The sequence below is a fragment of the Paenibacillus sp. LPE1-1-1.1 genome (assembly GCF_040676435.1).
Taxonomy (GTDB): Bacteria; Bacillota; Bacilli; order Paenibacillales; family Paenibacillaceae; genus Pristimantibacillus.
Genome location: NZ_JBEGHY010000023.1, coordinates 1,054,137 through 1,068,319, shown reverse-complemented (window position 1 = coordinate 1,068,319; position 14,183 = coordinate 1,054,137). Strand labels below are relative to the sequence as shown.

The following is a 14,183-nucleotide window of genomic DNA, read 5'->3' as shown; positions in this document are numbered from 1 at the left end:
AAATGAATAACGGAAAAGGGACATCCGCGGCGTCCGCGCGGCCGGTTGCTTTAACAGGCTCGTGGCTGCTTCTGCTTGGCATCCTGCTGATCGCCGCTAATTTGCGGGCCTCCATTACGGCCGTAGGGCCGATCGTCTCGGATATTCAATCTTCTTTCGGGTTATCGAGCGCCATGACCGGACTGCTGACGACGCTGCCGCTGCTCGCTTTCGCGCTCGTTTCTCCGCTGGCTCCGCGCTTCGCGCAGCGAATCAGCATGGAAAACACCTTATTTCTTGCCATGGTTATCCTGACGGGCGCGATCGTCATCCGCTCGCTTCCATTCGCAGCGGCTTTGTTTGCAGGAACCGTACTGCTTGGCATGGCGATTGCGGCGGCAAATGTCCTGCTGCCGAGCTTGATCAAACGGGATTTTCCAACCTCTGTCGGCATGATGACGGGTTTATATTCGGTCGTTATGAATTTAGGGGCAGCGCTAGCCTCGGGTTTCAGCATTCCGATCGCGGAGCAGCTTGGCTTCGGTTGGCAAGGGATGCTCGCTTTCTGGTCGTTGATTGCGCTCATTGCGACTGCATCGTGGCTGCCGCAAACGCGTCCGATCACCCGAATTAGGCATTTGAAAAAAACAGGGGACAGAGTGAAAAGGCCAAGCATGCTGGGCTCTGCTTTGGTATGGCAGGTCACTTTGTTTATGGGTCTGCAATCGTTTTGTTTTTATGTCAATATTTCATGGCTGCCTGAAATCTTATTTGATCGAGGCATGAGTCATGCCGATGCAGGCTGGATGCTGTCGCTGCTTCAGTTCGTAAGCTTGCCTGCGACCTTTATCATTCCGGTGATCGCGGGAAAGCAAGCCAGTCAACGCGGGCTTGCCGTATTAACGGCAGCGCTTCTGTTGATTGGATATCTAGGTTTGTTAATAGGAAGCTCTGCGCTGATTCCGGTTTGCATGATCTTGCTTGGAATAGCAGGGGGATCAGGCTTTAGCCTGGCCGTTATGTTCTTCGTGCTTCGGACACGCAGTACGGAGCAATCGGCGCAGCTGTCAGGCTTGGCGCAGTCCATTGGCTATTTGCTTGCCGCTGCCGGACCTCTGTTATTCGGTTTTATTCATGACCGAACCCATAATTGGATTGTTTCACTGGCGATGCTGGCGGTCGTCACCGTGATTTTTGGCATAATTGGCTGGGGCGCAGGCGCAAATAAATATTTGCCCTCCGAGATATGGGAATAAAAGCAAATCAAATGAAGGTTAAGCGCAACAATATTTGGATAGCATTCGTATAGGAGGATGCCCCGACTATTCCGACGCTTTCCCAGCGGAATTCATGTTCTTTCAAAGTAGGGGAAACTAAGCTGACTTGAGAGGGATGAAGCCGAATGGGGAAAAAAGGGCTGATTGTGCTCGTAGGAACATTATCGATTATCACAGGCATTTTATACTTGAACGGTTTGGGGTTTAGCTATGCCTTCATGGAAACGGAGAGCGGATCCGAGCAAAATGCGGTACGGTTTTGGAGCAAATGGTCTATCGGCCTGGGCTTGTTGTTTTTAATTCAGCTTCCGCCGTTTGCACTCTGGCTGCTCATCGTTATTTCGGGATTTGGCAATGCGCTCGTTGGAATTGCCATACACAGCCTGCTGCTCGCGCTTCTCGTAAGAATCGTGACGATGGGCCGCCAGGGCGGAGCATCGCGCATCTAGCGGGGACGGATCTCTTGACACCGAACCGCTTGATCTTTATAATCGAAACTAACCAATTTTATGCATATGGAGCGTTGAAGAGGAACAGTAATTTCGATGGCAAGGCTTAGAGAGCCGGCGTTTAGGGTGGAAGCCGGACCTGCTGCGAAATGAAGCTCGCCTTGGAGCTGTGCGAATGATCCTGCGATAGGCTTATCGTATGGAGAAGAGCACCGTTTGGCCTGCGATAAGGGCGACAAGTGAGCGTAAGGCAAAGCATGCCTGCCGCTAACTAGGGTGGTACCACGGGAGAACAACCTCTCGTCCCTAGCGATTATCGCTAGGGGCGGGAGGTTTTATGTTTTTTATGCAGCTGGCGGCATACAGCACATTTACTTAGGAGGATATCATCAAATGAGTCAAGAACAGCAATTTCACGGCTATAATCCGCTTGTTGTCGAACCGAAATGGCAGCAATTCTGGGATAAGAACAAGACATTCCAAACGACGGAGGACGCAGGGAAGCCGAAGTTTTACGCGTTGGATATGTTTCCTTACCCGTCAGGCGCAGGTTTGCATGTCGGCCATCCGGAGGGCTATACGGCTACGGATATCGTGTCCCGCTACAAGAGAATGAAGGGCTACAACGTGCTTCATCCGATGGGCTGGGATGCATTCGGCTTGCCGGCAGAGCAGCATGCGCTTGATACCGGCCAGCATCCGCGCGACATCACGTTCAAAAATATCGATAATTTCCGCAGGCAAATCAAATCGCTCGGGTTCTCCTACGATTGGGACCGCGAGATCAGCACGACGGATCCGGAATACTACAAATGGACGCAATGGATTTTCATTCAATTGTATAACCGCGGCCTAGCTTACGTGGCGGAGGTATCCGTTAACTGGTGCGAGGCGCTCGGAACGGTTCTTGCTAACGAAGAGGTCATTAACGGCCTCAGCGAGCGCGGAAACCACCCGGTTGTCCGCAAACCGATGCGCCAATGGATCTTGAAAATTACCGAATACGCCGATCGTCTATTGGATGATTTGGAAGAACTGGACTGGTCAGAGAGCATTAAGGATATGCAGCGGAACTGGATCGGAAAATCGAAGGGTGCGGAGGTTACGTTCGAGATTGACGGACATGACTCTTCATTGGTGGTGTTCACCACTCGTCCGGATACTTTGTTCGGGGCAACCTACTGCGTATTGGCGCCGGAGCATGAGTTGGTTGCGAAGATCGTTTCCGAGGGGCAAAAAGCGGCGGTTGAAGCTTATCAAGAGGCTGCTGCGCGCAAAAGCGACCTGGAGCGGACGGATTTGGCGAAGGACAAATCAGGCGTGTTCACCGGCGCTTATGCCATTAATCCGGTAAACGGCGTAAAAACGCCGATCTGGATTGCGGATTACGTATTAGCCGGTTACGGCACAGGCGCGATTATGGCGGTGCCGGGCCACGATGCGCGTGACTGGGAGTTCGCAAAGCAATTTGATCTGCCGATCGTAGAAGTCGTGCAAGGCGGCGACATCGCGAAGGAAGCTTACGCCGGAGACGGCAAACATATCAATTCCGATTTCCTGGACGGTTTGACGAATGAGGAAGCGATCGCCAAAATGATCGAGCATTTGGATGCGTCAGGTAAAGGCAAAGGCAAAATTACGTATCGCCTGCGCGATTGGCTGTTCAGCCGTCAACGCTATTGGGGCGAGCCGATTCCGATTATCCACTTGGAAGACGGCACGATGAAGACCGTTCCGGAGGACCAGCTGCCGCTCTTGCTGCCTGATGTCGATGCGATTAAACCATCAGGCACGGGTGAATCCCCGCTTGCAGTGGTTACGGATTGGGTAAACACGATTGACCCCGAGACCGGCATGAAGGCTCGCCGCGAGACGAATACGATGCCGCAATGGGCTGGAAGCTGCTGGTACTATTTGCGTTTTATAGATCCGAAGAACAATGAACAGCTTTGTTCGCCAGAGAAACAGAAGGAATGGCTTCCTGTTGACTTGTACATCGGCGGAGCCGAGCATGCCGTGCTGCATCTTCTCTATGCCCGTTTCTGGCATAAGGTGCTCTATGATATCGGCGTGGTTGATACGAAAGAGCCGTTCCATAAGCTGGTTAACCAAGGGATGATTCTTGGCAACAACAACGAGAAAATGTCCAAGTCGCGCGGTAATGTCATAAATCCGGACGATATCGTAAATGAGTTCGGGGCAGACACTTTGCGTATGTACGAAATGTTTATGGGTCCGCTTGAAGCGACGAAGCCATGGAACACAAACGGAGTCGAAGGAACCTATCGTTTCCTCAGCCGCGTATGGCGTTTGTTCGTCAACGAGGACGGCAGCCTTAACGCCAAAATCGGAGACGGCGATACAAGCGATGCTTTCAAGCGTACGTGGCATCGTTCCATTAAGAAAATTACGGAGGATTATGAGGCTTTGCGCTTCAATACCGTAATCAGCCAGCTGATGATTTTTGTCAATGAAGCCTACAAAACAGAAGTGCTGCCGAAAGCTGCAATGGAGCAATTCGTTCAATTGCTTTCGCCAATTGCCCCGCATATTGCGGAAGAGCTCTGGGAAAAGCTTGGGCGCACGGATTCGCTTACGTACGCTGCGTTCCCGACCTTCGATGAGGCTTGGACCGTCGATCAAGAGGTAGAGATCGTCGTTCAAGTGAATGGAAAAATCGCGGACCGCGTTTCCATCGCGGCAGACATGGACGTTGCCGAAATGGAAAGCTTGGCGAAGGAACTTGAAAAAGTACAAGAGCTGATTGCCGGTAAAACGATCCGCAAGGTGATTGCGGTTAAAGGCAAGCTAGTGAACATCGTTGCAAATTAATGCAAATTGAAGAGGTGAACGGGATTTAGCTGAAGAACAGCTATTGACCGTTCACCTCTTCGCCTATAAAGGCGCTCGAAACCTTGGCTAAATCTTCTTTGAACTTATCATGGGTTGTGCGGATCAACTGGTTAAACACACCATCGGTCTCTCGGCGGAGCATGTTAAGCGCTTTGGCCGTTATTCCACCGGGGACGGCAACTCTTTCCTGAACCTCCGCTGGCGTCATGCCTCCTTCGGTCAACAGCAAACCCGTGCCCAAGAGCATTGCGCTTGCTACGCGCAGCGCTTCTTCGCGTCCGATGCCTGTTTCCTCGACGGCCGCGTCAACAAATTGTTCAAGCAGAAAGGAAATGAACGCGGGCCCGCAGCTCGATAAATCGGAGACGATTCTTGTGAAGCTTTCATCTATTCGAAGCGGCTGGCTGATATGGGATAACAAATCCTCCAGCAGCGTTTTATCGTCTTCATCAACCGATTGGCCATAGATGCACAGCGATGCTCCGCTCCAAACATGATTCGTAATGCTTGGAATCACTTTCGCGATTTTGCAATCCAGCTCGCCTTCCAGATGGGAGATGAGCACGGGACTAGTAATGGAGACGACGATTTGATTCGGTCTTATGACGGGTTTAATATCATCCACCGCTTTTTTGAATTCCAAAGGCTTGACGCACAAAAAAACAATATCGCAGCCGCAGGCAGCCGCAGCATTCGTAAACTCGGCTTTCATGCCGGAATACCGGTTGGCCAAAGCTTGCGCTTTTGCAAAGGTGCGGTTGCTTACGGCAATTTGTGTTGGCGATAATGCACCTGATGCTATCAGTGCTTCAATAAGCAGGCTTCCCATCGTGCCCGTCCCGATAAATCCGACATTCATGCTGAACCCTCCTATAGGTTTGGCGCGTGCATGACCAGCTAAGAGCGATTGAAACTAGGCCAAGCGCAGCAAATCCCGAGTCAAAATCAATCATTTAAATCTTTTCGGTTGCTCTCTTACCTTATTCATAAAGACTTGTTTTATATGTCACCGGTTTCCAAATAAATTGTCGATTGCATGGGGAGGGTCAATTGAAATGAAATCAGCTGAAAAGCGCTTATCTAACAAACAGCTCTTAGCTGCTTCTCTCTTTATCGTTACGGCGGTTGTTCTGCTTGCTGCGGCTTTTTTTGAGCCAAAGCGCAGCGATACCGGAAACTGGGCACCTTTAAACGAGGCTGTAGAAGAAGCGATATCAGCACTGGAGGAGTCAGAGGAAGGGACCGTCGGGCGTCAAGCGAATATATTGAAATCAACGTCTGGCGCAGACGATAAATCTGACAGGGTTGGCCATTCCGAAACGCCGACCCAAAAACCAGCGCAGCCGGAAAAAGAGGCCGTTTTAGAAGCGGATACGGCAGGCGCTGAAGCGATCCCCTCAGATGCTATAGACCCCGAAGCAGAATCGGAAGCGAATGAAACAGGCAAGCTCGACATCAATCGCGCGACGGCGGCGGAGCTTGACGCATTGAAGGGAATAGGCCCTGCAAAAGCGCAGGCTATTATTGAAGATAGAGATAAAAATGGTAAATATGCTTCGGTAGACGATCTGCTGCGGGTCAAGGGAATTGGCGAAAAATTGCTGCAAGCCATGCAAGATGGCATTGTAGCCCGTCCATAATTGTGAGAGAATGGAAGGAAGCGGGCGAATAATCCAGCGCTTGCCATTATTTTATCAAACATTCATAAAGTAGAAGGAGTCGAGAAAATGTCAGAACAACGCAAGCTTTCTCTTGATACGCTATCCGTCCACGGAGGTCAGCAAATTGATCCAACTACGTTGTCGCGCGCGGTGCCTATATACCAGACGACATCTTACGGATTCAGAGATACGGATCATGCCGCAAATTTATTCGCGCTGCAGGAATTCGGCAATATCTACTCTAGAATCATGAACCCGACCTCGGATGTTTTTGAGAAACGCGTAGCGGAGCTGGAGGGCGCTCCGGCAGCCCTTGCGGTTGCTTCTGGCCAATCGGCTATTACATACGCCATACTGAATATTGCCGGTGCGGGCGATGAAATCGTATCCGCGACCAGCTTGTACGGAGGCACCTACAATTTATTTTCGATTTCGCTTGCGAAGCTGGGCATTACGGTTAGATTCGTAGACCCGTCCAATCCGGAAAATTTCCGCGCCGCGATTAACGAGCGCACGAAAGCCGTTTACGCGGAAACCATCGGGAATCCGAAGGGCGACGTGATCGATATTCAAGCCGTCGCCGCGATCGCGCACGAGAACGGAATCCCGTTTATCGTGGATAATACATTCCCAAGCCCTTACCTCTGCAGACCTATCGAGCATGGCGCGGATATCGTTGTCCATTCGGCAACCAAGTTTATCGGCGGACACGGCACATCAATCGGCGGTATCATTGTAGACGGCGGGAAGTTCGACTGGAAAGCAAGCGGGAAGTTCCCGGGCTTGACCGAACCGGATCCAAGCTACAACGGCGTTGTATATACGGATGCGGTTGGACCGATTGCCTACATTATCAAAGCCCGCGTGCAATTGCTTCGCGACATGGGGGCCGCAATCTCGCCTTTCAATTCCTTCTTGTTACTCCAGGGCCTTGAAACGCTTCATCTGCGGATGGAACGCCACAGCTCCAATGCGCAGAAGGTAGCTGAGTTTTTGGAAGCCCATGAAGCGGTCGAATGGGTGAATTACCCAGGGCTTGCAAGCCACCCTTCTTATGACCTTGCCCGAAAATATTTGCCGAAGGGCAAGGGGGCCATTATGACTTTCGGAATTAAAGGCGGCATTGAAGCCGGTAAAAAAGTGATCAACTCGGTTGAATTGTTCTCTCATCTTGCAAATGTCGGCGATTCTAAGTCGCTTATCATCCATCCGGCAAGCACGACGCATCTGCAGTTGTCGGAGGAGCAGCAAACGAGTGCGGGCGTTTCTCCGGGAATGATTCGCCTATCCATCGGTACAGAAGGAATTGAAGATATCTTGGCGGATCTCAGCCAAGCCTTAGCGGCCAGCCAACAAGGCTAATCAAATCGATCGATGCAGCTAGAGCATCAGAAACAGCATGAGAAAGGAAGTTAGATTGATGAATACCCAAACGCAAGATGCCGTCCGCAAAGACTGGGACACTTATTTTATGGATATCGCCTATATGGTTTCGACGCGCTCGCGTTGTCCGCGCAGGCATGTCGGAGCCGTTCTCGTCCAAGGGAAAAAGCTGCTCGGAACCGCTTATAACGGAGCGCCGATGGGCGTGCAGGATTGTCTTGAGGCAGGTTGCATGATTTCGGAGGAGGTCGAGATGAAGTTGGTCGACGGCAAGGAACAGCCTTTTAAGAAGCAGCGCTGCATCCGTACGATCCATGCGGAGCAAAACCTGCTGCTGTTCACGGACCGTGCCGACCGCGAGGGCTCTACCGTTTACGTAACCGATCAGCCCTGCTGGACTTGCGCGAACATGCTGGCGAACAGCGGCGTGATCGAAATCGTTTATCATCGCAGCTACCCGAAGGACAGCGAAAAGGTGATCCATCTCATGAAACAGAAAGGCATCGTCTTCCGTTGTTTGGAGCAATTCGACCCGCCGGCCCAGGCGCATATGGTAGTAACGTCTTAGCATTAGCAGTAACAATTTCATACACAGTGGAGGAGGAACCTTCGAATGCATCTTTGGATGCGTCGGAGGTTCTTTTTTTTTGCAGACAGAAAAGTGAAAGAAGGGGAGCTGGGGATGAATCGACGTCCTTTGATTTGGTTTGCGATTTGCTTTGTAGGGGGGAGCGCCGCGGCTGCGGGTTTCAGCAGCCGCGGCGTTTTGCTTGCGGCGGGCGCGGCTGCGCTGCTCGGGACGGCAGCCGTGCTGTGCCGGCTGGCGAGTTGGCAGCTCGCGGGAGCCTGCGCGCTTGCAGTAAGCCTTGCCGCAGGGCAGCGGTTGTGGGCGGATGCCCGCAACGTGACCGAGCTGCCGGCGCTGCTCGCCGCCGCCGAGGCGGATGGGCCGCGAGCGGCGTATGCGGCGGAAGCGGTCGGCACGATCATGTCGGCGGTGGAGATCGACGGCGACCGCGTGATGTTTCGCGTGGCGGCGGACCGCATCCACGTGGAGGGTGAAGCCGCCTCGCGAGAGTTGCGCGAGCGGTTGGTTGTGCATGTCCGGCTCGCCGTGCAGCCGGAGCAGGCCATCGCCGCGGCGTGGCAGCGCGGCGACCGCGTGCGCTTGGCCGGCGAGCTGACGCGGCCGGCCGGCGCATCCAATAGCGGCGGATTCGATTACCGCCGCTACCTGAGCAGCCAGAGGATCCACTGGCTGCTAAAGGTGCAGGGCACCGCCGCCGTCGAAGCGGCGGCGGGCCCCCAATGGACCGCGGCCGCGCTGCTCGGCCGCGTCGATAACGCGCGCGCCTGCCTAGGCGCGCGGATGGATAAGCTCTACCCGTCTGCGCAGTCCGGGTACATGAAGGGGCTCGTCCTCGGAATTCGCGAGGACCTCGACCCCGAACAATTCCAGCAATTTTCGCGGCTGGGACTTACGCATATATTGGCCATATCCGGTCTCCATGTCGCGGTATTTCTATACGCGCTTGGAGGCTTGCTTCGCTTTGCGCGGATGAGCCGCGAGCGTATTCTGCTGCTGCTGATGGTTTCGGTTCCGCTGTACGTGCTCTTGGCAGGGGCCTCGCCCTCCGTCATCCGCGCGGGTTTAATGGCGGTTTTGGGCTTGCTTGCCGCACGCCTTGGGAAGCTGAAGGACGGCATGCATCTTCTTGCGGCTGCAGCTGTTCTTATGCTGGCTTACGATCCTTTCTTTATTGAAAACGTAAGCTTCCAGCTCTCGTTTATCGTGACGATTGGTTTGGTTATAGGCGTTCAGCCCGTACGGAAAGCGATGCCGAAGTGGAGAAAGGGCGGCTCGCTGCTGGATTTGTTCGCGGTTACGCTTGTTGCCCAGCTTGTGTCTTTTCCAGTCACGATCTATTATTTCAATCAGTTTCATATGTTATCTATGCTTGCGAATTTTGTGCTCGTTCCCTTCATTAGTTTTGTCGTGATGCCGCTTGGGGCCGTTGCCCTTTTGCTTGCCATACCGTGGGAGGCTGGCGGAAAGCTGCTTGCCTTTGCCTCGCATTATGCAAATGACTGGACCTTTGCGCTTGTCGATCACCTGTCCCGGGTGGATTCGCTGCGAACGATATGGGCTACGCCGCCGATCTGGTGGGTTGCTGCTTGGCTTACTATTCTTGGAGCGTTATTTCGGTTGGTTAATCTCTGGACGGACCGCCGAACAGCGCGCTATCTCGAAGCAGCTTTAGATTTGGAGCAGACGCAGCCGCTTGGAATCATAACAACCTACGAATTCGCACAGGCGGGCAATAAAAAGCTAAGCACTTGCATCTTTGCGCTTCTGATCCTCCTGTCGGCGATGCTCTTCTACGTCTATAAGCCTGATTTATTCAATAAACAAGCATCCGTAAGCTTTATTGACGTCGGGCAAGGGGATGCCATACATATCCGGACGCCTGGAGGCAAGCATATCTTGATCGACGGGGGAGGCACGCTCACCTACCGGAAGCCTGGCGAGGAGTGGAGAGAGCGCAGCGATCCGTTCGAGGTCGGGCGGAAGGTGCTTGTCCCGCTTCTCATGAAACGAGGCGTGCAGGAAATCGATATTCTCGTCATTTCGCATCTGGACAGTGATCATATCCGCGGCTTAAAAGCGGTGCTGGATACGATACCCGTTCGCAGCATATGGTGGAATGGCACGGTGAAGGAATCCGATGACGCGCAACAGCTTTTGAAGCAGGCAGTCTCTTTGCGTATACCATTGTACAGCGTCAGGGCAGGCATGATGCATCAGCCGGACAAAAATACCGAGATCAGCATCATATGGCCTTTGGCTGACGGCGCCTCACCGGAAAAGGTCGCCGCGCTAGAGGAACAAAATGAAAAGAGCGTAGTCATGACCGTGCAGCTCTATCAATCGACCTTTCTGTTCTCGGGAGACATAAATTCGGAAACGGAAAAAGCGATCATTCGCAATGAGCAAAATAAGAGCCCATTGCTTTCCTCCGAGCGGAAACCCGTATCGGTCATGAAGGTCGCGCATCACGGCAGCAGGTTTTCAACCAGCGAGGCTTGGTTGGCTTACTGGAAGCCAAGCGGGGCCGTCGCTTCCGTCGGCGCAACGAATAGCTACGGACATCCGAATCCTGATGTTTTGTCAAGGTTAGCCAAACAGGGTACAGAGATTTGGCGGACGGACGTCGACGGCGAGGTTCGTTTTACGGTGACGGATCAAGCTTTGCTCTCATATATAAAAGAATAATAAGAATTGGAAGAATTCGAGAGCTTGCGCATACGGTTGCTGCAGGTATACATTTATGGATATTACAGAACAACGTCCGCTGGCCGTCCTTTATTATTGCCAGATTGACGGAGCAGCGCATTCCACCGTATTCATTCGCTTTCTATATACGAGGTACTGGAAATTTGGTATCCTTTAATGTGGAGTTCATTTCGGAACTCCCGATTAGCGAGAATTGATATTTTTTGTTATTTTATTCCAGAAAAATAATAGAGAGCTTGTTCCGCTAGAGGACAAATGATTAATTGGCAATTGTTACTAAAAAAAATAAAGTAATATTTCTTATTCAACTGCAACTTTTACCGCAACCAGTTCGTCAGAATGGTTGCAAGAGAGGGGGATCCTTCGTGGTGGAGCCAGAGCTCATAAGAGCCGCTCAGTCGGGAGATCGCGACGCTTTAATTACTCTATTGCGAGAGATTGAAACGCATGTTTATCGGACAGCCTATTATATATTGAATAACGAACAGGATGCTTTGGATGCAGCGCAAGAGGCACTCATTCGGATCTACACCAAGATAGGCTCGTACGAAGAAAAAGCGCAATTTAAAACATGGATTCAGCGTATTGTAACCAATATTTGCATTGATAAGTTTCGGAGAAATAAACCGACCGTCTCGATAGATGAGCACGACATGGTTTTCCACGAAAAACAGAACGTGGAGGACGAGGTAATGTCTGCTTATGCCGTGAAAGACATTCAAGCCGCGATCGACAAGCTTCCTGAGCATCATCGCGCGGTAGTCGTCCTTCGTTATTTGCAGGATTTCTCTTACAATGAAATTGCAGATTCGCTTGATTTGCCGCTCAATACGGTAAAATCTTATTTATTCAGAGCTAGGCAACAGCTGCAGACGTTACTCCATGATTATCAGAAAGGTGGTGTCCGGGGATGAATTGTCAAGAGGTGATGGAATTAATGCAAAGACAGCTAGATGACGATCTCGATAATAACGAGATTGAAGTCTTGATGAGCCATACTAGACAGTGTCCGGACTGTGCAGCCATGTTTGAGCGGTTACAGCTATTATCCGCCGAACTTACCAGTTTGCCAAAAGTAATGCCGAGCTATAGCTTGGTGGACGCCATTATGCCTCAGCTAGAGCGGATCGAACTGTTTAACCAGCAGGATGCGGTGCAGCCTGCCGGGCTGCAGGAAACGGTGGAAACAGAGGAAGCGGCTCCGCGCCGCGTGAAGCGTGAACGCCGCTGGCCTTCCATGCGAGTCATGAGCGGCGTGATCGCAGCCGGAATTGTGGCAGGCTTGTTTTTAGTAACGTATAAGCCGGGAGCAATGCCTGACTTTGCAGCAATTAAATTTGCTGCGGATACATCGAATAATGCAGCAGCAGATTCAGCGAGCGAAGTGCCGGAAAGCGCCTCGCTCCGTACCCTCTCCAAAGATGACGGGTCCGGATCGTCGGAAGTTCGTACGGAAACAATGGAAACGCAAGATAATGACGAGGAAACAACAACCAAAGAACCGGCTGAAACGATGAAAAACTCGATTTCCTCAACAAGTGATCCTGGCACAAGCAGCGCAGGCGGCGGCAGCTCGGACAGCGGCAGTGTGGCTGAGAGTGAGAGTGCCGATGTACAAGACAAAGACCTTGCTGTTGACGGCGGAACAAATTCGTCGCAGGGCTTTGCAGGCGATTCAGTCGACGAGAAATATGGAATTGCCTCTGAATCCGCCGTTATTTCTCCAGATGGTAAATATGGCGCTGCAGCAGATGATTTTAAGGTTAAGGTGGCCGCGCAAACCGACCAATCCCTTGTGTTCGAATCGCCGCGTAAAAATGGCGAGCTGCTTAATTTGATATGGTCCGAGGACAGCTCGAAGCTGACCTACGAGGTGCATGTCGAGAATGGGGCAATCGAGAAGTATGAGATTGATCTTTCAACGCTGACCGAGCAGAAGGCGGCGCATTAAAGAAAAGTTTAACAAATTGCCATTATTTTATGAGGAATTCGCACACTTTCATCCGCTATTGCGTATAGTATTAGCATAGAGAGTGTCTGCGATGAAGCCATAACGTCGTATGACCATCCGCAGGGCGGTACCATGGACCTGCCTGCGAATGTTTATATAGATGTTCGGCAAAGGGATGAAGCCTATAAACGGCTCATCCCTTTGTTGCCGTTTAAATGTACATACTCGCAATGAGGTGAAAGTATGGATGCTAAGGAAGCATTAAAGGAAATCAAAGGCGGGCGCTTCCGTCCGATTTATGTGTTATATGGCAAGGATCGCTACCGCGTGCAGCATTTTATAACGATGCTGACCGAAGCGATGTTTTCGCCTGAGGAACGCGAGCTTGGGATCGTGAAATTCGATACGGCAGAAACGTCGATAGAAGAGGCGGTCCTCGAAGCGGAGACATCGCCATTCTTTGTACAGCGCAAGCTGATCTTGATTCGTGACGCGACCGTTATGTGCGCCGGCGGCAAGGAAGGCGGCAAGCTTGAGCATCGGCCCGAGAAGCTGATTCAATATATGGAGTATCCTTCGGAGACTTCGATCATTGTCATTTCCGTTAATGCAGAGAAACTGGATGAGCGGCGGAAGCTCGTTAAGACGCTGAAGGACCGCAATGCATTGGTCCCTTTTCCCGAGCTGGATGCGGCTCAGCTGAAGCAGTGGATGATCAAGCGGGCAGCGGACCAGAAAAGAACGATGTCACCTGATGCGGCCGATCTGCTGCTCTCTCGCGCGGGAGCAAATATGCAGCAGCTGTCGCAAGAAGTGGACAAGCTGTGCTTGCACGCAGGCTCAGGCGGTACAATCGATGTGGAGACGGCTGCGCTGATGACAGCGGCAACCGTTGAGGAGGATGTCTTTGCGCTGGTGGATGCGATAGCTGAGCTTCGTATCGACAAGGCTATCCGGCTGTACAGAGAGCTGCTGGTTCGCCGCGAGGAGCCGATAAAAATTGCGGCGCTGATCGCCAGGCAGCTTAGAATCATGCTGCAGATCAAAGAGCTGGAGCAGCATCAATATTCCCCTCAGCAAATGGCTGGTCAATTAGGCTTGCATCCGTATGCAGTCAAGCTGGCTGCGGAGAAGAGCCGCAAGTTCCAAGTGCCTAGGCTCGGCAGGCTGCTGGCATCGCTGGCTGATCTCGACTATCAAATGAAAACCGGAGCCATTGACAAAACGCTCGGTTTGGAGCTTTATTTATTATCACTCGGCATGGAAAAGGGCGCTTAGCGCTTATTTCCATGCTTTATTTATATTTTGGCATAAAAAAAAGCCTCACCGTCCCGT

The 14,183-nt window shown here is 51.9% G+C and carries 11 protein-coding genes and 1 other annotated feature; of the genes, 10 read left to right on the top strand and 1 reads right to left on the bottom strand.

The window, feature by feature from the left end; all coding sequences use genetic code 11:
• Positions 1–2 precede the first annotated feature (2 nt).
• From MRBLPE1_RS21760 to leuS, 3 genes are all read left to right on the top strand, one after another.
• Positions 3–1,235, top strand: coding sequence for a CynX/NimT family MFS transporter (locus MRBLPE1_RS21760; RefSeq protein WP_364149773.1), 1,233 nt, complete (start codon positions 3–5; stop codon positions 1,233–1,235).
• Positions 1,236–1,381: 146 nt separating this feature from the next.
• On the top strand, positions 1,382–1,705 hold the full coding sequence (locus MRBLPE1_RS21755; RefSeq protein ID WP_364149312.1) for a hypothetical protein: 324 nt from the start codon (positions 1,382–1,384) through the stop codon (positions 1,703–1,705).
• A gap of 65 nt (positions 1,706–1,770) precedes the next feature.
• Positions 1,771–2,016: a binding site (T-box leader), on the top strand.
• 82 nt (positions 2,017–2,098) lie between these two features.
• Entirely contained in the window at positions 2,099–4,537 is a 2,439-nt protein-coding gene (gene leuS, locus MRBLPE1_RS21750) for a leucine--tRNA ligase (protein ID WP_364149310.1), read from the top strand.
• 40 nt (positions 4,538–4,577) lie between these two features.
• Here leuS and comER read toward each other — a convergent pair whose 3' ends face one another.
• A complete protein-coding gene (comER, locus tag MRBLPE1_RS21745) occupies positions 4,578–5,417 on the bottom strand; it encodes a late competence protein ComER (protein WP_364149308.1) in 840 nt (279 codons plus the stop codon).
• A 196-nt stretch (positions 5,418–5,613) separates the two neighbouring features.
• Between comER and MRBLPE1_RS21740 the strand changes: the two genes are divergently transcribed.
• From MRBLPE1_RS21740 to holA, 7 genes are all read left to right on the top strand, one after another.
• Positions 5,614–6,198 carry a ComEA family DNA-binding protein gene (locus tag MRBLPE1_RS21740; protein WP_364149306.1) on the top strand — a complete coding sequence of 195 codons (585 nt, stop codon included), beginning with the start codon at positions 5,614–5,616 and terminating at the stop codon, positions 6,196–6,198.
• Positions 6,199–6,285: 87 nt separating this feature from the next.
• Positions 6,286–7,581: a homocysteine synthase gene (locus MRBLPE1_RS21735; protein ID WP_364149304.1), complete on the top strand. Its 1,296-nt coding sequence runs from the start codon at positions 6,286–6,288 to the stop codon at positions 7,579–7,581.
• Positions 7,582–7,639: 58 nt separating this feature from the next.
• Positions 7,640–8,170, top strand: a complete 531-nt coding sequence (locus MRBLPE1_RS21730; protein ID WP_364149302.1) for a deoxycytidylate deaminase — start codon at positions 7,640–7,642, stop codon at positions 8,168–8,170.
• A gap of 114 nt (positions 8,171–8,284) precedes the next feature.
• Complete coding sequence (locus MRBLPE1_RS21725; RefSeq protein ID WP_364149300.1) at positions 8,285–10,876, top strand: DNA internalization-related competence protein ComEC/Rec2; 2,592 nt, start codon at positions 8,285–8,287, stop codon at positions 10,874–10,876.
• Between the two features lie 386 nt (positions 10,877–11,262).
• Positions 11,263–11,811, top strand: coding sequence for an RNA polymerase sigma factor (locus MRBLPE1_RS21720; protein WP_053376850.1), 549 nt, complete (start codon positions 11,263–11,265; stop codon positions 11,809–11,811).
• Positions 11,808–12,848 carry an anti-sigma factor family protein gene (locus MRBLPE1_RS21715; RefSeq protein WP_364149297.1) on the top strand — a complete coding sequence of 347 codons (1,041 nt, stop codon included), beginning with the start codon at positions 11,808–11,810 and terminating at the stop codon, positions 12,846–12,848. Before MRBLPE1_RS21720 ends, MRBLPE1_RS21715 begins: the two co-directional genes overlap by 4 nt.
• 243 nt (positions 12,849–13,091) lie before the next feature.
• The gene (gene holA, locus MRBLPE1_RS21710; protein ID WP_364149295.1) at positions 13,092–14,126 is read left to right on the top strand and encodes a DNA polymerase III subunit delta; all 1,035 of its coding nucleotides are present in this window, start codon (positions 13,092–13,094) and stop codon (positions 14,124–14,126) included.
• Positions 14,127–14,183 lie beyond the last annotated feature (57 nt).